The sequence below is a fragment of the Pseudoduganella buxea genome, from assembly GCF_009720835.1.
In the GTDB taxonomy this organism is placed as follows: domain Bacteria; phylum Pseudomonadota; class Gammaproteobacteria; order Burkholderiales; family Burkholderiaceae_D; genus Rugamonas; species Rugamonas buxea.
Genome location: NZ_WNKZ01000039.1, coordinates 1 through 20,479, shown reverse-complemented (window position 1 = coordinate 20,479; position 20,479 = coordinate 1). Strand labels below are relative to the sequence as shown.

Here is a 20,479-nt window from a genome sequence, read left to right as displayed (position 1 = left end):
CGGCAAGCTGCGCGCAGCGAGACGCAGCGCGAGGACACCGCAATGACGGGCAGCAACCGGGAAGCAGTGCAGGCATGCCTGAACGCCTTTTAGTGGATGCGCTGGCAGAGGTCCGGCCACGGCTGGGCGACGCCCACCTGGCCAGGCTGTCCGCACCGCTGCTGATAGCGGTGTCGGACGGCTATCTGCACGCGCCGCTGCGCGTCATGTTCGTCGGCAAGGAGACCAATGGCTGGTGGGGCAAGCTGCAACGCTATTACGCCACCGACGGCGCGCTGGAGGCACTGCTGCGGCGTTACGGGGACCAGATGCGCAAGCCCCGGTGGGGTGGCCGTTTCCTCCCCATGCTGGCGCGCACCGCCAGGGAGCTGGCGAACGGGCCGCCTGAAGCGGTGGCGTGGACCAACCTGCTGCGCACGGACTGGGAACAGGGCAAGGGCTTTTCACGCAACGCGAAGGGCTCTTCCGCCGCCCTGGCCGACCTGTCGGCGGCGATGCTGTGCCATGAGTCGCGCTGCTGACGCCCGACGTCATCATCTTCGCCTGCGGTTCCAGCTACGACAGCGTCATCAAGTCCACCTTCCCCGACCGGCACGACAGCGTCGTCATCGTCAAGGGCGCCTGGTGGCAGTTCCGCGTGGACGGCACGCTGTGCTTTCGCGCCCGGCACCCGCAGACGATCCGGCGCGCTGCGTCGCCGTTCCTGCCGGTCGAGCGCTACGACGAGGACATCTTTGCCCGCGTCAGGGCGGCCTTTCCACATGCCGCCGCCAACGCACCGTGACGCCGGGGCATGGTTCTAGACGCGGGTCAGCCGGGTTGTGTGCTCCTGCTCGCGCCCGTCGGCGTTCCAGCGCTGGATCGCTTCCAGGGTCGAATCGTCGACCTTGCGCCAGATGAAGGTGCCGGGCGCGTTGATGGGCGTGAAGGTGGCGCCGTCGGCATGGATCTCGGCAGCACGCCACGAGGACTCGCCCCATTCCGACACCACGTCGCCATCCTTGAAGCGGATCGTGGCGCCGTCGGAATGCTGGCCGAACGTGGCATCGGGGTAGCGGTGCGACTGCAGCACGCCGGGTTCCGGCTGCTGGTACTCTTCAAAGAACTCCTTGCCGTCCGCAGCGATGCCTTTCCAGCGGCCTTGCAGGAACTGCAGCTTGGCGAAGTCGTCGAGACTGAACATGGGATCTCCTTTTGCCTGGCATTGACGCCGAAGGAGGCAATGTACACCGTCGCGTGGGGCGCACGCGCGCCGTTGCCGGACGATACCGGGTCAGCGCATTTGTCCCGCCTCTGCCGGATGCGCCTCGCGGGGTGCGACCGTCTTCGGCAGAATCGGGACGTGCCGCCGCGAGCGGCACGCCACGGTGGACCTACGCGGGCGTGTCGGGCCATGCCGGCGAGGCCGGGCGGGAGCTGGACGAGGCCACCCGCAACCTGGTCCGGATCGCGCCGGACATGTATGCGAAGGTACTGCCCATCCTGGCGTCCGGCACGACCTTGCTGGCGACGCAGGCGACGCTGGCCGCTACCGGAGCGCACTGACGGTGCTGACCGAGCGCCACTGAAGCATGCGCGCCCTGCCCGCCATGCCTGGCGACGCACCATGAAAAAAGCCCCGCCGCTTGCGCGGACGGGGCTTTCGCTCTGCCGGAGCAGGAAGCTTAGAACTTGTAGTTGACGCCCACCAGCACGGTACGGCCGTACTTCTGGTATTCCAGCTGCTGGTTGCGCGAGCCGTTGTAGGTCTCGTAGGCGGCGTTGCGCAGGTTGTTGGCCTGTACCACGAAGCCCAGGTTCTTCATCGGACCGTCCTGGAAGGTGTAGCCCACCTGCAGGTCCAGGATGCTTTCGCCCACGACGTAGCGCAGCGAACGTTCGGCGGCGAAGTTGCCGATCTCACCCACGAAGTCGGAGCGCTTGCGCTGCGACAGGCGCGTCTCGAAGCCGCCCTTTTCGTAGTACACCGTCACGTTCGTCGTGCGCTTCGACAGGCCCGGCAGCGGGATGTTGGTGCCGATGCTGCCGTCCGGATCTTCGATCGTGATCGCGCTGTCCGTGTAGGTGGCGCTGGCGATGACGCCGAAGCCGTCCAGCACGGGGGTCAGCATGTTCAGCGGCAGGGAGCCCGACAGCTCGACGCCCTTCATGCTGCCGCCGTTGCCGTTGTATGGCGCCTTGTAGTCACCGAACGGCGTATTGGCCTTCGTGCCCGGGATGTAGTTCGAGAAGTCGTACACCTGCGTTTGCGTGAAGATGTAGGTATCGAGCTTCTTGTAGAAGAACGCCGCGGCCAGGTAGGCCTTCTTGCCGAAGTACTTCTCGTACGACAGGTCGAATGCCTTGGCGCGCCATGGGTCCAGCTGGGCGTTGCCGCCGCTGGCGCCCGGCTTCAGCGTGTTGTCGCTGACGCCGAAGTCCAGTGCGGAGCGCAGCTGGTCCACGCGCGGACGGGCGATCTGCTTGGCCATGGCGACGCGGATGGTCTGCTCGTTGTCCAGGCCGAATGCCAGGTTCAGGCTTGGCAGCCAGTCGTTGTAGGACTTGCCGTCGTGGACCGGCTTGACCTGCTGGCCTTCCGGTGCCGTGTTGTCCCAGTACTTCGAGTCGGACGACTGCTTGGTGTGCTGGACTTGCACGCCGACGTTACCGCGCATCGTGACGGCGCCGAAGTCGTGGTCGATATTGGCCTTGGCGAAGCCGGTGGTGACCTTTTCGTTCACTTCCCAGTTCTTCGACGTCAGGTAGCTCAGGGTGGCGGAAGGCGCGAACGACATGTACTTCGACACGACACCAGGTACATTCCACGCCGGGATGTTGCCGACGCCGGCGAAGCCCAGGCCCACCGGTGCATACTGCAGCGACGGGTCGACCGTGAACGGACCGCTGATCAGGTTGATCGCGCCTTCCGGCTGGGCCTTGTTCTTCGAACGGTCCGAGTGGTTGACGCCGACGTCGAAGCCGGAGAACCAGTTTTCCAGCGCGCCGGTGGCGTTGATGTTGGCAACCAGCTTGGCGCTCTTCAGTTCATCGACGACGTAAGGGGTCTTGCCGTAGCCGGAGCCGTAGATGGTGCCGCGCACGTACAGCTGCGACGGATCGGCATAGCTCTTGCCAGGGGCCAGGCGCGAGAAGTCGCCGCTGTTGAAGTCCAGGTTGACCGAGTCCAGGTTGCCGGCCACGTTGGCAATGCCCAGCTGCGTATTGCTTTCCAGCTGGGTCTCGTCGCGCTTGGCCTTGGACCAGCTGACGTCGGCCACCAGGCTCCAGCCGTCCATGCGCAGTTCATTGTTCCAGCCCAGCGCGCGGATATCGTCCTGGCGCTTGGTGTACATGCCGCGTACCAGCGGGTAGGCGTTGTTGATGGTGCCGCTGGCCAGGGCGCCGTTGTCGGTCGTGACGTTGGTGGCGAACATCGGCGCGCTGCCGCCGTTGCCGGTCAGGCTCACTTCGAACTGGTTGGCCGTGTCCTCGTGCTTGGTGCGCGACGCGTACACATCCAGCATGCTGGTCCACTGCTTGTTCGGACGGTACTGGATCACACCCATCAAGCCGTCGCGGCGGTTGTAGCCGCTGCGGCCAAGGGCCTTGATGCCTTCCGTCAGCGTGGTGCCGGCGGCGATGCCGTTGCCGCCCGCGGCCTTTTTCCATGGCTCGTAGATGCCCGTTTCATAGGCCACGACAGGCGAATCCATATGGGCGAAGCCGATCGCCACGCCCAGGGTGCGGTTCAGGAACTGGTCGATGTAGCTGACCGAGAAGCGGTCGCCCTTGCCGTCCGTGCTGGCCAGGCTGCCCAGCGAGTTCTTCTCGCCGCGCAGGTTCATCGACACGGTACGCTTGGCGAAGTTCAGCGGACGCACGGTCTGCATGTCCAGCGTGCCGGACAGGCCCTGGCCCACCAGGGACGCATCGGGCGTCTTGTAGATGGTCACGCCCGACAGCAGCTCGGAAGGATACTGGTCGAATTCGACGCCGCGGTTGTCGCCCGTCGATACCTGTTCGCGGCCGTTCAGCAAGGTGGTGGCGAAGTCCGGCGACAGGCCGCGCACGGAGATGGCCTGGGCACGGCCGGCCACGCGTTGTGCGGCCAGGCCCGGCAGGCGCGCGATGGATTCGGCGATGGAGGCATCGGGCAGCTTGCCGATGTCTTCGGCGGAGATGGCTTCGACGATCGACGTCGCATCCTTCTTCACGGAGATGGCGTCCTCGATGCCGCGGCGGATGCCGGTCACGGTCACGCTGGTCATCGGCGCTTCCGTAGCCGACGTGGTGGATGCTTGCTGGGCGTAGGCCGGGTTGGCCAGCGCAGTGACAAACAGCGCGCAACCGGCGGCTACCGGGCTCAGTTGCATGGCAGTGCGCGTGCTGCGCTCAGGCGCGAAAAATTTCATCGAAGTCCCCTCACTTTAAAACGATTTTTCCCGCACCAGCCGCGCATGGGCTTATTTCAACTACACGGGAATCCAAGGATTGCGGCCGTTCTTGTTTTTAAGACGTCCTGCAAGAATTTTGTACTAAAACTAGATGGGGTGTCAATTAAAGTTCAATCCGACTACAAGGAAAAATGTCGTTTTCCGGGGCGCTATCTGGCGCCACAGCGCGCCTCGTTGTATTTGCGGCACAGTCGCCGCACCGTCGAGCTGTAGTGGAACTACAGATAATCTTTCCGAATGGCCACTTCCAGCAACGAATTGTAGCGAAACGCTCAAAATCGCTCGAGGCGTGTATTTAAACTAGATTTTTTGACACGGTTGTCATGTAGACGTTTGATCAAGCCCCAGTTGCGTAGTATTCTCCCTCTAAATGCAGCTTAACGGGGCAGCTAGACCCTGTAGTTCCACTACTTCACTGCTTCTGGAGACCTATGCACCGCACCGCCGTCCTGGCCCTGCTGATGGGCACCTGCGCGCTCGCCCCGGCCGCGCCCCACCGGATCGACCACCTGGAACCGGCCTTCTGGTGGGCCGGCATGCAGCACAAGGGCCTGCAATTGATGGTGCACGGCCCCGGAATCGCGGCCCTGCAGCCCATGCTGGACTACCCGGGTGTGCGCATCGCTGCCGTCACGCGCGGCGCCAACCCGAATTACCTGTTCGTCGACCTCGTGCTGGACGACGCCGTACAGCCAGGCGCCTTCGATATCGCATTCGCCGCGCCGGGTGGCAAGGCCGCGGCCCTGCGCCACCGCTACCGGCTGCTGGCCCGCGAGCCCGGTTCGGCCGCCCGCCGGGGCTTCGGCCCGCGCGACACGATCTACCAGGTAATGCCGGACCGCTTCGCCAATGGCGACCCGGCCAACGACAGCGTCGCGCCGCTGCTGGAAAAGGCCGACCGCGCCAAGGGTGGCGGGCGCCACGGCGGCGACCTGGCCGGCATGACGGCCCGCCTGGACTATATAAGTGCGATGGGTTTTACCCAGGTGTGGCCGACACCGCTGGTGGAAAACGATATGCCGGCCTACTCGTATCACGGCTATGCCGCCACGGACTTCTACCGGATCGACCGGCGCTACGGCAGCAACGACGATTTCCGCGCGTTCGTGGCCGCCGCCCGGGCCCGGGGCATCGGCGTGATCCAGGACGTGGTGCTGAACCATATCGGCAGCCGTCACTGGTGGATGACGGACCTGCCGGCGCCGGACTGGATCAGCTACGGCGGCAATCCCGTGCTGACCCAGCACCACCGCACGGCCACGATGGACCCGTATGCCGGCGCCGCCGATATCCGCAATTTCACCGAGGGCTGGTTTTCGCCCGGCATGCCGGACCTGAACCAGGCCAATCCCCAGCTGGCCAACTACCTGATCCAGAACAGCATCTGGTGGATCGAGTATGCCGGCCTGTCCGGCCTGCGCGTCGACACGTGGGGCTATTCCAACCCTGGCTTCCTGACCGAGTGGTCGCGCCGCCTGATGGCCGAGTATCCGAACCTGAACCTGGTGGGCGAGGAATGGAGCACGCGCGTACCCGTGGTCGCGCGCTGGCAGCGGGGCAAGCAGAACTTCGACGGCTATGTGTCGCACCTGCCCAGCCTGATGGACTTCCCCCTCAACGATGCGCTGCGCCGCGCGCTCGCCAGCACGGCGGTGAACAGCCACGAGGGCGGCTTCAGCCTGACCGACCTGTATGAAACGCTGTCGCTCGACTACCTGTACCCGGACCCGGCCAACCTGGTGCTGTTCGAAGGGAACCACGACCTGCCCCGCACCTTCAGCGTCGTGGGCGAGGACGTGGCCCTGTGGCGCATGGCGATGGCCTACGTGCTGACGGCGCCCCGCATTCCGCAGCTGTATTACGGCAGCGAGATCCTGATGACCAGCACCGTCAAGGGCCGTGACGACGCCTCGTACCGCCGTGACTTCCCCGGCGGCTGGGCCGGCGACCGGGTCGACGCCTTCACGGGTGCCGGGCTGGCGGCGCCCCAGCGCGAGGCCCAGGCCTGGCTGAAAAAGCTGCTGAACTGGCGCAAGGGCGCCACCGTCATCCACCGGGGGCGCACCCGGCATTTCGGGCCGGAGCAGGACACCTACGTCTTCTTCCGCCACGACGGCGCGAAAAAAGTGATGGTGGTCCTGAACAAGAACGCCGCCCCCACCGCCCTGCCCACCGCCCGTTTCAGCGAGATGCTGGCCGGCGTGACGCGGGGCATCGACGTCATCGACGGCACCGAATATCGTTTCACACCCGCCGGCCAGTTGACCCTTCCCGCGCGCAGCGCCCTGATCCTGGAGCTCGAATGAACTTGAACCGGACACCCCTGGCCGCCCTCCTGACCCTGGCGCTGGCGGCCGACTCCGCGCACGGCGCCGAGCAAAGCCTCACCTATGGCGCCTGGGGCAAGCAGGTCACGGTACGCTTCGCCGCCGAAGGCATCGAGGCGGGCCCGCGCAGCTACACGCACACGACGGACCTGCCGCTCCGCCCGGGCGACGCGCAGACGGTGCACTACAAGGAAGACGCCTCCCTGCCCCGCGTACGCAGCGGGAACCTGGCCTTCGACGCGCTGTTCGCCATGGCGGGCGCCGAGATGCGGCAGAACGCAGTGGCGGCAATCCGCGACGACAGCTACAACGGCGGCCAGGCCATCGCCTGCGCGTGTTTCGAGACGGGCGAGAAATGGCACTATGTGTGGACGCGCGACCTGTCGTATGCGGCCGACCTGGGCCTGGCCCTGCTGGATCCGGAACGGGTGCGCAATTCGCTGCTGTTCAAGCTGTCCGACTACCGGCCCGGCGTGGCCAAGGCGTCCCAGGTGCCCGGCAGCGCCGATGGCCTGCAGATCGTCCAGGATACGGGCAGCGGCGGCAGCTGGCCCGTCAGCACCGACCGCGTTACGTGGGCCTTCGGCGCGGACCAGGCCTTGAAGACGCTGGCGCCGGCCCAGCGCGCAGAGTTCGCCGCCACGGCCCTGAAGGCGCTGGCGAACACCATCGAGATCGACCGCGTGGCGGCCTTCGACGCGCTTGCCGGCCTGTACAACGGCGAGCAGTCCTTCCTCGACTGGCGCGACCAAAGCTACGCCGGCTGGATTCCCGGCGACCTGCCCTTCATGGCAAGCTCGAAAGCCCTGTCCACCAATGTGGCGCATTACAAGGCCCTGACCCTGGCGGCGATGCTGGCGCGGGAAGCGGGCGACAGTGCCAACGCGCAGCGCTGGGAAGGCTGGGCCGCAAAGCTGAAGGACGCCATCAACGCGCGCTTCTGGCTGAAGGACGCGGGCATGTACGGCAGCGTCACGGCCGGCCACTTCGACGGCGCTCCCCTGCACAAGTTCGACTGGCTGGGGCAGTCGCTGGCCATCGTGGCCGGCATCGCCGACCCGGAACAGGCGCGCAGCATCCTGGCGCGCTACCCGCACGGACCGATGGGCGCGCCCGTGATCTGGCCCCAGCAGCCGGGCCGGGCGGTGTACCACAACCGCGCGATCTGGCCGTTCGTGACGGCCTACGGCCTGCGCGCGGCGATTGCGAACAGCAATGTAGCCGTCGCCGATGCGGCTTACAACACCCTGCTGCGCGGCGCCGCCGTCAGCGGCTCGAACATGGAAAACCTGGAGTGGCTGACAGGCCAGCCACTGCTGCAACACCCGGGCCGCAAGGAACTGGACGGCCCCGTCGTCAATTCGCGCCGGCAGCTGTGGTCCGTCGGCGGCTACCTGGGCGCCATCGTCGGCGGCGTGTTCGGCGTCGACGCCACGCACGACGGCCTGGCTATCAAGCCCTTCATCACGGCGCGGCTGCGCGGTGAAACCTTCCACGGCAGCGATACCATCACCCTGTCGAACCTGACGGTACGGGGCAAGCGGCTGACGGTGCGTGTCAAGCTGCCGCCGGTGGCGCGCACCGACGGCTGGTTCCCCGTCCAGGGCATTACCCTGAACGGCAAGGATACGCCCTTCCCCGTCAAGTGGGACCAGTTGCCCGAGGACAGCAGCATCGTCGTCACCCTGGGCGAGCTGGAGCCGGGACGCCAGGAGATCACGCGGGTAACGGCCGAACCTTTGGCGGAGGACAGCAAGGTCTTCGCGCCGCCGGAACCCGTCATCGCCGCTGTCACGCGCGCCGGCACCAAGGCCGTGCTGGGTTTCAGCGAGCTTGCTCCCGGCAGCACGCTGACGGTCTACCGCGACGGCAAGCCGGTGGCGTCAAACGTCACGGCGCGCAGCTGGACCGATACCGGCGCCGGCGACGCGGCCTGCTACGCGGTCGAGGCCACCTTCACGGCTTCCGGCAACCGCAGCCACCACAGCGCGCCGGCCTGCATCGGCCAGACGATCGCCCTGCCGGCCGCGCCGGCACTGAAGGACTGGGGCGGGGCCGGCGACCGCTATACCGCCAGCGATATCGTCGTGCCCAGGGCCGGCACGTGGCAGGTGCAGGTCCACTACCGCAACAACGCGCACCAGGTCAACCTGGGCATCAGCGGCGGCGTCAAATGGCTGCAAGTGCAGGATGCCGCTGGCAAGTTGGTGGCGCAGGGCGTCGTGCAGTTGCCCCATTCGCCCGCCGGCAAGGCGCTGTATTCGACGCCGCTGGCGGCCACCCTGGCGCCTGGCCGCTACGTGGCGCAGCTGGTTGACTTCACCAATATGAGCTACCTGGCGTCGAACGCCACCTACCAGGATGCCGGGGGCGCGGCGGGACCGTCGAACCGCTTCGACCTGCTCGGGCTGCGCCTGCTGCGCACGAATGCCGGCACGGCCGCGAACGCGCCGGTCCCCCGGGGCAGCCTGGAAATCATCGAGAAATTCCGCTCGCCGCAGCTGGACAACGAACGCAGCCTGCGCGTCTACCTGCCGCCCGGCTATGCCGCCAATCCGCAACGGCGCTACCCCGTGCTGTACGTGCACGACGGCCAGAACCAGTTCGACCAGAAGACGGCCTACAGCACCGAGTGGCATCTCGACGAAGTGGCGGACCGGCTGGTGGCCCATGGCGCCATGCGCGAAGTGATTATCGTCGGCATCGACAACACGCCCGGGCGCATCGCCGAATACGCACCGTGCTGCGACGCCGGCTGGGGCGGCGGCAAGCTGGGCGAGTACGGCGCCTTTGTCGTCGATACCGTCAAGCCGTGGATCGATGCACGATACCGCACCTTGCCGGGCCGCGCCGACACGGCCATCATGGGCTCGTCGCTGGGCGGCATCGCCTCGCTGCAGGTCGCGCAGCGCTACCCGCACGTGTTCGGTCAGGCGGCCTCGCTGTCCGGCTCCTACTGGTGGAACAATGGAACGCTGGTGGCCAATCCGCCGCGGGTCGACAAGCGGCTGCCGGTGCGCCTGTACATCGACGCCGGCACGGCGATGGACGGCATCGACGCCACGCGCGACTTCCGCGCGGCGCTCGTCAAGCAGGGCTACCGCGAAGGAAGGGACTTGCTGTACTACGAGGACGCCGGCGGCACGCACAGCGAAGCGGCGTGGGCCAGCCGGGTCTATCGCCCGTTGACCTGGTTCTTCCCGGCGAGGAAGTCGACGCAATAGACATTGGTCAGGCGGGTTTCGAGGCCCAGGGTCGTCAGTTCGACGAATTGGAGCCCGAGCTTTCGCAGCATGGCGTTCGAGGCGGCGTTGTCCGGCGACGTGATGCCGTACAGGCGCCGCAGGCCGAGCCGGTCGCGCGCGTGCGCCAGCACGGCGCTGGCCGCCTCGAAGGCATAGCCGTGGCCCCAGTGGGCCGGGCGCAGCGCGTAGCCGATATCCGTGCCGGGCAGGGTGTCGCGGCTGATCAGGCCGCACAGGCCGAGCGGCTCATCGTCGGCCCGGCGCTCCACCAGGTACAGCGAATAGCCCAGGCGCAGCTGCATCTGCATCGGGCCGGCGACGATATTGGCGCGCGCCTCCTCCAGCGTGCGGATGCCCTTGTCGCCGATATGCTCGATCCACGACGGGTCGTTGATCAGCGCCAGGTAGAACGGTGCGTCGTCCGTTTCCAGGGTGCGCAGCCGCAGCCGCGGGGTTTCCAGCACCAGCATGTCAGCGCGGCGCGTTTGTGCCGAGCCGGAAATCGGCCGTCGCCGGCCGGCCCGGCAGGTCCAGGCGCGCTACCGCGCGGGGCGACTCGGCCACCACCTGCCCGCGCCGCATCACCATGCGCCGCGCCGCGCGCAAGCGAATCGCCTCGACCGGGTCGGCCGCGTCCAGCAGCACCAGGTCGGCGTTGCAGCCTGGCGCCAGGCCGTAGCCTTCCAGCCCGAGGATGCGGGCCGGCGTGGACGTGACGGCGGCGAAGCAGGCGCGCATGGCGTCCTGGCTCGTCATCTGCGCCACGTGCAGGCCCATGTGCGCCACTTCCAGCATGTCGCCCGAACCCATGCCATACCAGGGGTCGAGCACGCAGTCGTGGCCGAAGGCGACGTCGACGCCGGCCGCCATCAGTTCCGGCACCCGCGTCATGCCGCGCCGCTTCGGGTAGGTATCGTGGCGGCCTTGCAGCGTGATGTTGATGAGCGGGTTGGCAATGGCGGCCACGCCCGCTTCGGCGATCAGCGGCAACAGCTTGCTGACGTAGTAGTTGTCCATCGAATGCATCGACGTCAGGTGCGAGCCGGCCACCCGGCCATGCAGGCCGAGGCGGTGGGTTTCGGCCGCCAGCGTCTCGATATGGCGCGACAGGGGATCGTCCGATTCGTCGCAATGCATGTCCACGCGCAGGCCGTGCTCCACCGCGAACTCGCACAGGATGCGGATGGATTCGGCGCCGTCGGCCATGGTGCGTTCGAAATGGGGAATGCCGCCGACGACGTCGACGCCCTGGCCGATGGCCCGCTTCAGGTTTGCCAGCGCCGTGGGGCTGCGCAGCAGGCCGTCCTGCGGAAAGGCCACCAGCTGCAGGTCCAGGTACGGGGCCACGCGCCGCTTCACTTCCAGCAGCGCCTCCACCGCCAGCAGCCTGTCGTCGCAGATATCGACGTGGCTGCGGATGGCCAGCAGGCCGCGCGCGACGGCCCAGTCGCAATAGCGCATCGCCCGCTCCACCAGGGCCTCCTGCGTGAGCGCAGGCTTCAGTTCGCCCCACAGTGCGATCCCTTCGAGCAGGGTGCCGCTGGCGTTCACGCGCGGCAGACCGTAGCTGAGGGTGGCATCCATGTGGAAGTGGGCGTCGACGAAGGGCGGTGTGACAAGGTCGCCCCCGGCGTCGATGGTGCGGCCGGCCTGCACCGGCAGGGCGGGTCCCACGGCGGCGATGCGCCCTCCTTCGACGGCGATATCGATGCCGGTGCGGCCGTCCGGCAGCGTGGCGTTGCGGATCACTGCGTCCATCGTCCCTCCTCGGTTGATGGCTGATTGTAGGCAAAGGCCCCCGCTTCGTGCAATGAATTGCTGGACATTGGCCGCCGCGACGCAATGTTGCAGTGCATAAATTTCGACTCGAACTCAGCCAGGCACGGTCCGAAATCGCTTTGCAACCCTTGCAATCGTCGCTAGAATGTCTTTATTGCATCGCACCATTCGCAGGCGCCAATCCCACTATTCCCACGCACTATTCCAAATTCAAAGGAGTGCTTATGTCTTCGCCTACCTCTTCACTGACGTCGTCCATCACCGAGCAACTGTCGGCAAGCGGCAAGTCGCAAATCGAAACCCAGCTGAACTTCTTCAATACCGTGCTGCGCAAGTCCGTGGAAAACGTCCAGCAGGTCACCGCGCTGAACATCAACGCGGCAAAGAACGTCCTGGAGCGCAGCACCACGTCGGCTCGCGAACTGCTGGAAGCGAAGGACCCGCGCGAGGTGCTGGCGCTGGCCGCGCGCCCCCTGCCCACCGTGGAAGGCCTGCTGTCGTATGGCCGCGAGCTGTATGGCATCGCCAGCCGGGCCCAGGTCGACCTGCTGCAATCGGCCAGCGACCAGTTCCGCGCCACCGCGAGCAAGACGCTGGCCCTGACGGCGGCCAATGTCGGCAAGGTCACGGAGGACGTGGCCGCCTCGCAGACGGCTTTGCAGGCCGCTTCCCAGACCGGATTGCAGGCTGTCCTGCAGTCGGCCAGCCAGGCCACGACGCAGGCAGTGGATGCGACCCGCCAGGTGGTGACGCAGACGGCCGAGGCGGCCAATGCCGCCTTGCACCAGGCCAGTGATGCGACCCGGCAGGCAACGCAGCAGGTGGCCCATGCGTCCGAACAGGCGGTGCAGCAGGCGGCCAAGGCCGGCGAGCAGGCCGTGCAGGCGGCAGCGCCCGTCGTGGAGGCGGCCCGGCACAACACCGGGCAGGTCGCCGCGACGGCCAGCGACAATGTGGAACAGGCCACGGCCGCCATTGCCGCCGCCGTCGCCGATGCCGCGCCCGTGACGCCGGCGGCTGAAACGGCCGAAGCACCGGAGGCCACGCCCGCACCGAAAACCATGCGTGGCCGCCCGGCCGCCAAGCCCGTCGCCGAAGCCCTGTCGGCCATCGCCGACAAGGGTGCCGCTTCGCTGAAGTCGGTGCCGAACAGCGGCAAGTCGCAGCCGCGCAAGTAAGCCCACCTCCCTCCTCCACCCTGCCACGCCGGGTCCCTGCACCGGACCCGGCCCTGTCCGGCAAGATATGCCCTGCTGATGTATCCTGTCGACCTTCGTCGAAGGATACATCATGAGTTTAACGAGGCTAATCGCCGGCTTCGTGCGGTCGCACTGGCGGGCGTACGCTGGCGCCGCGGTCATGCTGGTCGGCGTCGCCCTGATCGCCATCTGGATTCCCCGCCAGGTCGGCGCCATGATCGACGCGCTTGCCGCGCACCGGCTCACGCGGGACGAACTGCTGGCCGATATCATCATCCTGCTGCTGGTCGGCGTCGCCAATTACGCCCTGCGCGTGGCATGGCGCATCCGCCTGTATTCGGCCGCCTACCGCCTCGGCGTGGAACTGCGCACGCGCTTCCACCGCCGCCTGTCGCTGCAGGGCCCCGCCTTCTACCAGAAGCAGCGCACGGGCGACCTGATGGCGCTGGCCACCAACGACATCGATGCCATCGAGATGGCCGCCGGCGAGGCGATGCTGGCCGGCTTCGACGGCACACTGACCCTGGTGATGGTGCTGGGCGTGATGACCCTCGGCGTCGACTGGCGCCTGGCCCTGATCGCGCTGCTGCCCTTCCCCTTCATGGCCTATGCGTTCTGGCGCATTTCGAGCCACATCCACACGGCATCTGCCGACGCATTGCATGCCTTCTCGGCCCTGAACGACCACGTGCAGGAAACGCTGACGGGTGTGCGCACCCTGCGTGCCCTGGGCCTGGAAACGCGCAGCGCGGACACCTTCGGCAAACTGGCCGGCAAGGCAGCCGATTCGACCCTGGCGGCGCAGCGCTGGGAAGCGGCCTACGAACCTTCCGTGGGCCTGGCGCTGACGGCCGCCACCGGCCTGACCCTTGGCGTGGGCGGCTACCTGGTGTGGCAGAACCAGCTGACCATCGGCGCGCTGACGAGTTTTTCGATGTACCTGGGCCAGCTGATCTGGCCCATGTTCGCGGCCGGCTGGGTGCTGTCGCTGATCGAACGGGGGCGCGCCGCGTGGGCGCGGCTGCAGCCGTTGCTGGATGCGCCCTTGTCGATCGATGACCACGGCAACATCAAGACGCTGGCGCCGGGCGAACTGGTGCTCGACAACGTCACCGTCAGCTATCCGGGCCAGTCGGAGCCGGCGCTGTCGAATGTATCGCTGCGCCTGGCACCTGGGCAGACCCTGGGCCTGGTGGGTCCCACCGGCGCGGGCAAGTCGACCCTGCTGCGCGTGCTGCTGCGCCAGCTGACGCCGCGCGAAGGCAGCGCGCGCTGGAGCGGCCATGCGCTGGACGACTACACGCTGGCCGCGCTGCGCGACGCCATCAGCTGGGTGCCGCAGGAGTCCTTCCTGTTTTCCGCCTCGATCGCCGAGAACATCGCCCTGGCGCGGCCCGATGCGAGCCGCCAGGAGGTCGAGCATGCCGCCGACCTGGCCGCCATCGACGACGACATCAAGCTGTTCCCGCACGGGTACGAGACGGAAGTGGGCGAGCGCGGCATCACCTTGTCCGGCGGTCAGCGCCAGCGCGTGGCGATTGCCCGCGCCCTGCTGTCCGATAACGACCTGCTGCTGCTGGACGACGCGCTGTCGGCCGTCGACACGGGCACGGAAACGCGCATCCTGGAGCACCTGGAAGAACTGCGCCGGGCCCGCCCCGTGCGCAGCGCCATCATCGCCAGCCACCGCCTGTCGGCCGTCGTCAATGCCGACCACATCGTCGTGCTGAAGGCGGGCCGCATCGTCGAAGCGGGCACGCACGACGAGCTGCTGGCCCTGGACGGCTGGTACGCCAGCCAGTGGCGCTACCAACAACTGGAGGCCAGCCTCGATGCAATCTGATTCACAATACAAGCAGGAAGAAACGCAGGAAGAAAAACAGGAAGAACGGCAGCAGCAGAAAGCACAGATGCGCCGTGCCTTCGGGCTGCTGCGCCGCGCCGCCGAACCGGATCGGCGCCACCTGTACTGGGCCGTGCTGTGGCTGGTCTGCGCGGCCGGCCTGGAGGTGATCGGTCCGTTGCTGGGCAAGCGCCTGATCGACGAGCACTTGCTGCCGCGCGCGCTCGACTGGCAGGCCATGGCCCTGCTGCTGGGCGGCGTGGTGCTGACCGGCTGCGCCTCCACGTGGCTGCGCTATCTGCAGCTGGTGCGACTGTCCGGCCTGGCGATGCGCTCCGTGCAGCGGCTGCGCGAGCAGGTCTATGGCCACGTGCTGCGCCTGCCGATGGCCTTCTTCGACCGCGCCATCACGGGCCAGCTGGTCTCGCGCGTGACGAACGACACCGAGGCCGTCAAGGGCCTGTATATCCAGGTGCTGTTCGTCATCCTCGACAGCACCATCGTGCTGGTGGGGACGATCGCCGCGATGGCGTGGCTGGACTGGCGCCTGATGCTGATCGTCGTCGCCCTGATGCCCTGCGTGCTGCTGATCGTCTGGCTGTACCAGCGCCTTTCCGCGCCGGCCGTGACGCGGGCGCGCCAGCTGCGCAGCGACATCAATGCGCAGATGGCCGAATCGATCGGCGGCATGACGGTGCTGCAGGCGAATAACGCGGAAGGCCGCTTCGGCGAACGCTTCGGCCGCACCAATGCCGAGCACTACACGCAGCGCGTGGCCGAGATCCGCGCCAACGCGTGGCTGCTGCGCCCCGCGCTGGACATGCTCAATGTCGTGCTGCTGGCCGCCGTGATCTGGTTCTTCGGCCAGCGCGGCGGCAGCGGCATGATGAACGCGGCCGAAGTGGGCGTGCTGTACGCCTTCATCAACTACATCGCCCGCGTGATCGAGCCGCTGATCCAGATCACCATGCAGTTCAGCCAGCTGCAGCAGTCGGTGGTGGCCAGCGCCCGCGTGGCCGGGCTGCTGGACGAAGCCAACACGCTGGAACACGGCAAGCCCGGTGCGGCGAAGGCGGCAGCCAATGAAGCGCGCACCCCCGCCAGCGGACCGGCCGTGTCGATCCGCCATCTGGACTTCGCCTATAACGAGGGCCAGCGCGTGCTGCACGACCTGACGCTCGATATCCCGCATGGCGCGTTCTTCGGCATCGTCGGCCACACGGGCAGCGGCAAGTCGACCCTGCTGTCGCTGCTGCTGCGCTACTACCCGGCACGCCACGGCAGCATCCTGATGAACGGCGTGCCGCTGGACGATATCGACAACGAGCACTTCCGTGCCGACGTCGGCCTGGTGCCGCAGGACCCGTTCCTGCTGGCCGCGTCGGCCCACGAAAACATCGACATGGGCCGCGGCCTCCCGCGCAGCCGCATCGAGGAAGCGGCCCGCGCGGCCCATGCGCACGAATTCATCGCCGCGCTGGAAGAAGGCTACGACACCTTGCTGGGTGAAGGCGGCTCGCGCCTGTCCTCGGGCCAGAAGCAGCTGATCGCGATCGCCCGCGCGCTGGCCGGCGAGCCGCGCATCCTGCTGCTGGACGAAGCGACGTCGCGCATCGACAGCCAGACCGAGCAGATCGTGCAGCAGGCCATGAACGAATTGCGCGGTAGAGTGACCATCATCGCCATCGCGCACCGGCTATCGACCATCCGCGATGCCGACCGCATCGTCGTGCTGAACCATGGCCGCATCGAGGAAACCGGGTCGCACGAAGCCCTGATGCAGATCGACGGCGGCCTGTACCAGCGCTTGTATTTGCTGCAACAGTTGGCGGCCTGATCACCTGCCGGCCCGGACGCCCTGCGGCGCCCGGGCATGACTTAACAGGCTGATAATAACTCGAAGATAACTGTGTTGCGTAAAAGCGTTAAGGCGATTTTTCAATGGCAGGATTGCCGCGCGCTTGATCGTTCTCAACAGCAACGGGCATATAATGCGCTAACACGCCGCCACGTCTTCGCGCCGTGCAGCTCGAGGACCGCAAGTGGCATCCACCATCCTGTCAGAATATCTTACGCAAGCAACCGGTGTCCGCACCTTGCGCCGCTGCGCCGCCGCACTATGGCTGCTGCCCATGCTCGCGTTCGGCGACGACTCGCTGGCGGGACGGCTGCAGCAGGTCCGCGAAATGGTGCGCTTCATGCCCGAACAGGCACTGCAGCAGCTGCAGGTCATGCAGGGCGACATCGCCACGGCGCCGACGGCGCAGCGCGCCGATTTCCTGTCCTACTACAGCAGTGCCGAGCGCAGCATCGGCAATCTGCAGCAGTCACTGGTGCTGGCCGACCGGCTGGTGGCCTTCGGCAAGGAGCAGAAGGACGATATCACCCTCGTCAAGGGCCTGATCGCGCGCGCCAACGCCCAGTACATGCTCGAACAGCTGGCCGCGGCACATGCCACCTCCTTCGAGGCCGAGCGCATTGCCAGGACGACCGGCAATCCAGACGTGCTGGTGGCGGCCACCATCGTGGCGGGCCAGTCCTACCAGGAACAAGGCAACTACCCGCTGGCGCTGGCACGCCTGCAGTCCGCCGTGGACATGGCGCGCAAGATCGAGGGCGACCAGGGACCGCTGGCGAACGCCCTGTATGGACTCGTCATGCTGTACGTAAACATGCGCCAACTGGACAAGGCATCGGACACCCAGCGTGAAGCGATGGCGATCGCCCGCGCGATGGGTACGCCAGGACGCGTGGCCGCGGCCCTCAGCAATGAGTACGGCCTGGCCATCGAGCTGAAGGATTTCAAGCGGGCCCGCCGTGCGCTGTTCGAAGGCCTGGCGCTGGAAAAGAGCATCGGCGCCCGGCAGATGATGGCCACGACCCTGGTCAACCTGTCGGACAGCTACCTGAAGGAACACAAGTACCACGAAGCCCAGACCTATGCCAGCCAGGCCCTGAAGGCATCCATCGACGTCAACAGCAATAACGATATCGCCACGGCGCGCATCAACCTGGGCCAGGCCTACCTGGGCCAGGGCCGCGTGTCCGAGGGCAAGCAGCAGTTCGAGATGGGCCTGGCGACCTATGAAAAGCAGGGCGACAAGCCGGAACTGCAGGCCGTGCTGCTCGAATACGGCGGCGCGCTGGAACATGCCGGCGACTACAAGGCGGCCGTCGACGCGTATCACCGCGAACGCAGGATCTCCAGCGAGATGTTCGCCGAACAGCGCCAGAAGGCCGTGCTGGACCTGCAGCAGAAATACGATACCGAGAAAAAGCAGCAGCAGATCGAGGCGCTGCGCCAGGAAAACCGCGTCAAGGGCGCGGAACTGGACAACCGGCGGCTGCAGCAGCGCATCTGGTGGTTGCTGGCCGTCGTGTTCGCGCTGGTGTCGGCCATCGTCGGCCTGCTGTACCGCAAGGTGCGCCACGCCAACGCCAAGCTGGAAGAGAAAAACCTGGAACTGAAGCAGCAAAGTTCGCTCGACCCGCTGACGATGCTGTACAACCGGCGCCACTTCCAGGACTTCATGCGCACCGACGTGCGCGCCGGCGACGACGAGCGCCGCAACCTGGCTGACGATACGGTGGGTGCCATGTTCCTGCTCGACGTCGACCATTTCAAGAACGTCAACGATACCTTCGGCCATGCCGCCGGCGACGCCGTGCTGAAGATGATCGCGCAAAGCCTGCGCGTGGCCCTGCGCGAGACGGACATGATCGTGCGCTGGGGCGGCGAGGAATTCCTCGCCTTCCTGCCGGCCGTGTCGCGCAATGGCCTGGACGAAGTGGCGCGGCGCATCCTGTACAGCATTTCGTCGCAGTCGCTGGAGTACCAGGGCACTGTCATTCCCGTCAACGTGTCGGTCGGCTTCGCCCCCTTCCCGCTGGCGCCGGGCGGCGTGGCGATATCGTGGGAACGGGCCGTCAACCTGGTGGACATGGCGCTGTACCTGGCCAAGTCGCACGGCCGCAACCGCGCCTACGGCGTGCGCGGCTTCGCCAAGTTCGGCCAGACGACGATGGAAGCGATCGAGCAGAACCTGGAACAGGCCTGGCGCGACGGCTTCGTGGACATGTCGGTGGTGCTCGGTGGCGCGGCGGGAGAACCGCCGCCGCCCGAGGCGACACCGGATCAGGCCGTGCCGAGCAATGTGGTACCGCTCAAAAGCCGGCGGCATTGAGGAAAAATGCGGAGAATGGCGCAATCGCCATCCCCGCTTGGATTACTTCGCGCGCTCGCCCTTCGGCGCCGGCTCATCCTCGCGCGCTTCGCGCGCATTGGCCTGGATCTTTTCGCCGGCCCGTTCCAGCTTGCGGCCTACCACGTCGGCCGCCTTGTCCAGGTGCTCGCCAGCCTTTCCGGCAAACTGGTCCAGTTCGCGGCCTGTCTTGGTGGCCGCCACCTTCAGTTCTTCATTGGCCCTGTCCAGGTGGACTTCCGCCTTCTTGGCCGCCTGGTCCAACTCGCGGCCGGCCCGCTCGGCCGGACCGTCGACGCGCCGGTCCTGGTCCTTGTCCTGACAGCCCGCCAGCGCCAGCAGCAGCAGGCAGCCCGGCAGGCAGCGTGTAATGAGTGTCATGGTGGCCTCCTTCGTGTTGCCGCACAGTCTAGCAAATTTCCCACGAGCGCCGCGCGCCGGTGGCGCTGCCGCCCTACTGCTGGCAGCGCTCGCCCGACCACTGGTGGCCGCCGACCAGGCATTGCTGGTACTCGCGGTCGAGCCGGGCCGCGCGGTCGCGCAGCAGCTGGCATTCGCGCCCGCCGCCGGCCACCAGGGTGGCGCACTGGGCCGCCTTGCTCATCGCGCCCCGGTAGTTCCCCTGCGCCAGTTCGCGCTCGGCCTCCAACTGCAGGCGGCCGGCCTCGCGCGCATTCGGTTCGACGAAATTGGCGGTGCTGAGCTGGCGCGCCGGCTGGGCCGGCGGTGCCGCCGGCGGCTGGGCCGCGGCGCCACCTTCGAGCAAGGTCGATTCCAGCAGCCGTGACAGCGATTCGCGCAGCGCCTCGATGCGGGGCGATGCTTCCGGCCGTTTCAGTTTCGCCGCAGCCTCCAGTTTCGCCTGCACGCAGGCGCGGTCCTTGCGGGCCAGGCAGGCATTGGCTTCGTCCAGCAGCTTCTCGGCACGGCGTGCGTCGATGCGGCTGCGCCACTCGCGCGTTTCGTCGTCTTCGCTCCACTTGCGGGTAAAGGTCGCCAGCCGGCTCGATGCCTTGTCGACGGCACCGCTGGCTAAGGCCGTTTCCAGCGCCTTCTGCGTATCGGCCCAGGCGCGGGTGCGCTGCTGCTTGCGCTCGCAGGCCGTGGCCGCGCTGGTGATGGCGCCCTGCAAACGGGCCAGCTGGTCGCGGCTGGCCTTGCTTGACCGCAGCTCGGCCAGCTCGGCGCGGGCATCGGCGATGCGGCATTGCTTCGTCAGCGCCACGGCCTCGTCGACCCGGCCGTCGAACTTCTTCGACGGGTCGCCCGGCTTGACGAGGAACCAGACGGCCAGCAGGAACAAGGCCACCAGCGCCCACGTAACCTTGCCAACGGGTTTTCGCAGCGGCGGCTGGGCCGGGGTGGGTCCGGCCGCCGTGGGCGCAGGACGGGGTGCCGGCGGGGATGCCGGCCGTGCCGCGGCCGGCGGCACCACAGGCGGTACCACC

The 20,479-nt window shown here is 67.1% G+C and carries 14 protein-coding genes and 1 pseudogene; 9 read left to right on the top strand and 6 right to left on the bottom strand.

Features of this window, described 5'->3' with window-relative positions; all coding sequences use genetic code 11:
• Nucleotides 1-74: 74 nt before the first annotated feature.
• A complete protein-coding gene (locus GM672_RS14600) occupies nt 75-521 on the top strand; it encodes a hypothetical protein (protein WP_155471264.1) in 447 nt (148 codons plus the stop codon).
• Nucleotides 522-637: 116 nt separating this feature from the next.
• Nucleotides 638-784 carry a hypothetical protein gene (locus GM672_RS14595; RefSeq protein ID WP_155471263.1) on the top strand — a complete coding sequence of 49 codons (147 nt, stop codon included), beginning with the start codon at nt 638-640 and terminating at the stop codon, nt 782-784.
• A gap of 15 nt (nt 785-799) precedes the next feature.
• On the opposite strand, the gene GM672_RS14590 is transcribed toward GM672_RS14595, so the two are convergent.
• On the bottom strand, nt 800-1,183 hold the full coding sequence (locus GM672_RS14590; protein WP_155471262.1) for a hypothetical protein: 384 nt from the start codon (nt 1,181-1,183) through the stop codon (nt 800-802).
• Between the two features lie 131 nt (nt 1,184-1,314).
• Here GM672_RS14590 and GM672_RS14585 point away from each other — a divergent pair, with 131 nt between their 5' ends.
• On the top strand, nt 1,315-1,545 hold the full coding sequence (locus GM672_RS14585) for a hypothetical protein (protein WP_155471261.1): 231 nt from the start codon (nt 1,315-1,317) through the stop codon (nt 1,543-1,545).
• A 119-nt stretch (nt 1,546-1,664) separates the two neighbouring features.
• Here the strand turns inward: GM672_RS14585 and GM672_RS14580 are convergent, their stop codons facing one another.
• Nucleotides 1,665-4,394, bottom strand: a complete 2,730-nt coding sequence (locus GM672_RS14580; RefSeq protein WP_155471260.1) for a TonB-dependent receptor — start codon at nt 4,392-4,394, stop codon at nt 1,665-1,667.
• A 473-nt stretch (nt 4,395-4,867) separates the two neighbouring features.
• Here GM672_RS14580 and GM672_RS14575 point away from each other — a divergent pair, with 473 nt between their 5' ends.
• Both GM672_RS14575 and GM672_RS14570 read left to right on the top strand, forming a co-directional pair.
• Nucleotides 4,868-6,742: a glycoside hydrolase family 13 protein gene (locus GM672_RS14575; protein WP_155471259.1), complete on the top strand. Its 1,875-nt coding sequence runs from the start codon at nt 4,868-4,870 to the stop codon at nt 6,740-6,742.
• Nucleotides 6,739-9,987: an alpha/beta hydrolase-fold protein gene (locus GM672_RS14570; protein WP_155471258.1), complete on the top strand. Its 3,249-nt coding sequence runs from the start codon at nt 6,739-6,741 to the stop codon at nt 9,985-9,987. The genes GM672_RS14575 and GM672_RS14570 overlap by 4 nt, the downstream gene beginning before the upstream one ends.
• On the opposite strand, the gene GM672_RS14565 is transcribed toward GM672_RS14570, so the two are convergent.
• Nucleotides 9,939-10,478 carry a GNAT family N-acetyltransferase gene (locus GM672_RS14565; RefSeq protein WP_155471257.1) on the bottom strand — a complete coding sequence of 180 codons (540 nt, stop codon included), beginning with the start codon at nt 10,476-10,478 and terminating at the stop codon, nt 9,939-9,941. The genes GM672_RS14570 and GM672_RS14565 overlap by 49 nt on opposite strands.
• Before the next feature lies 1 nt (nt 10,479).
• Nucleotides 10,480-11,766, bottom strand: coding sequence for an amidohydrolase family protein (locus tag GM672_RS14560; RefSeq protein WP_155471256.1), 1,287 nt, complete (start codon nt 11,764-11,766; stop codon nt 10,480-10,482).
• 245 nt (nt 11,767-12,011) lie between these two features.
• On the opposite strand from GM672_RS14560, the gene GM672_RS29745 reads away from it, so the two are divergent.
• From GM672_RS29745 to GM672_RS14540, 4 genes are all read left to right on the top strand, one after another.
• The gene (locus GM672_RS29745; RefSeq protein WP_155471255.1) at nt 12,012-12,965 is read left to right on the top strand and encodes a phasin family protein; all 954 of its coding nucleotides are present in this window, start codon (nt 12,012-12,014) and stop codon (nt 12,963-12,965) included.
• Between the two features lie 112 nt (nt 12,966-13,077).
• Nucleotides 13,078-14,829: an ABC transporter ATP-binding protein gene (locus GM672_RS14550; protein WP_155471254.1), complete on the top strand. Its 1,752-nt coding sequence runs from the start codon at nt 13,078-13,080 to the stop codon at nt 14,827-14,829.
• Between the two features lie 67 nt (nt 14,830-14,896).
• Entirely contained in the window at nt 14,897-16,666 is a 1,770-nt protein-coding gene (locus GM672_RS14545; RefSeq protein WP_155471284.1) for an ABC transporter ATP-binding protein, read from the top strand.
• Nucleotides 16,667-16,871: 205 nt separating this feature from the next.
• Nucleotides 16,872-19,013 (top strand): tetratricopeptide repeat-containing diguanylate cyclase, encoded by a 2,142-nt coding sequence (locus GM672_RS14540; protein WP_229427684.1) that lies wholly within the window; start codon nt 16,872-16,874, stop codon nt 19,011-19,013.
• Nucleotides 19,014-19,055: 42 nt separating this feature from the next.
• Here GM672_RS14540 and GM672_RS14535 read toward each other — a convergent pair whose 3' ends face one another.
• Nucleotides 19,056-19,412, bottom strand: a complete 357-nt coding sequence (locus GM672_RS14535) for an apolipophorin (RefSeq protein ID WP_155471253.1) — start codon at nt 19,410-19,412, stop codon at nt 19,056-19,058.
• A 73-nt stretch (nt 19,413-19,485) separates the two neighbouring features.
• A pseudogene (locus GM672_RS28375) lies at nt 19,486-20,479 on the bottom strand (hypothetical protein); the annotation flags it as partial.

Excerpts from the sequence above, each read along its gene's own strand:
- GM672_RS14550 (WP_155471254.1), top strand. The coding sequence starts at position 13,078 with ATGAGTTTAACGAGGCTAATCGCCGGCTTCGTGCGGTCGCACTGGCGG.
- GM672_RS14590 (WP_155471262.1), bottom strand. The coding sequence starts at position 1,183 with ATGTTCAGTCTCGACGACTTCGCCAAGCTGCAGTTCCTGCAAGGCCGC.
- GM672_RS14545 (WP_155471284.1), top strand. The coding sequence starts at position 14,897 with ATGCGCCGTGCCTTCGGGCTGCTGCGCCGCGCCGCCGAACCGGATCGG.
- GM672_RS29745 (WP_155471255.1), top strand. The coding sequence starts at position 12,012 with ATGTCTTCGCCTACCTCTTCACTGACGTCGTCCATCACCGAGCAACTG.
- GM672_RS14570 (WP_155471258.1), top strand. The coding sequence starts at position 6,739 with ATGAACTTGAACCGGACACCCCTGGCCGCCCTCCTGACCCTGGCGCTG.
- GM672_RS14575 (WP_155471259.1), top strand. The coding sequence starts at position 4,868 with ATGCACCGCACCGCCGTCCTGGCCCTGCTGATGGGCACCTGCGCGCTC.
- GM672_RS14580 (WP_155471260.1), bottom strand. The coding sequence starts at position 4,394 with ATGAAATTTTTCGCGCCTGAGCGCAGCACGCGCACTGCCATGCAACTG.
- GM672_RS14600 (WP_155471264.1), top strand. The coding sequence starts at position 75 with ATGCCTGAACGCCTTTTAGTGGATGCGCTGGCAGAGGTCCGGCCACGG.
- GM672_RS14535 (WP_155471253.1), bottom strand. The coding sequence starts at position 19,412 with ATGACACTCATTACACGCTGCCTGCCGGGCTGCCTGCTGCTGCTGGCG.
- GM672_RS14560 (WP_155471256.1), bottom strand. The coding sequence starts at position 11,766 with ATGGACGCAGTGATCCGCAACGCCACGCTGCCGGACGGCCGCACCGGC.
- GM672_RS14565 (WP_155471257.1), bottom strand. The coding sequence starts at position 10,478 with ATGCTGGTGCTGGAAACCCCGCGGCTGCGGCTGCGCACCCTGGAAACG.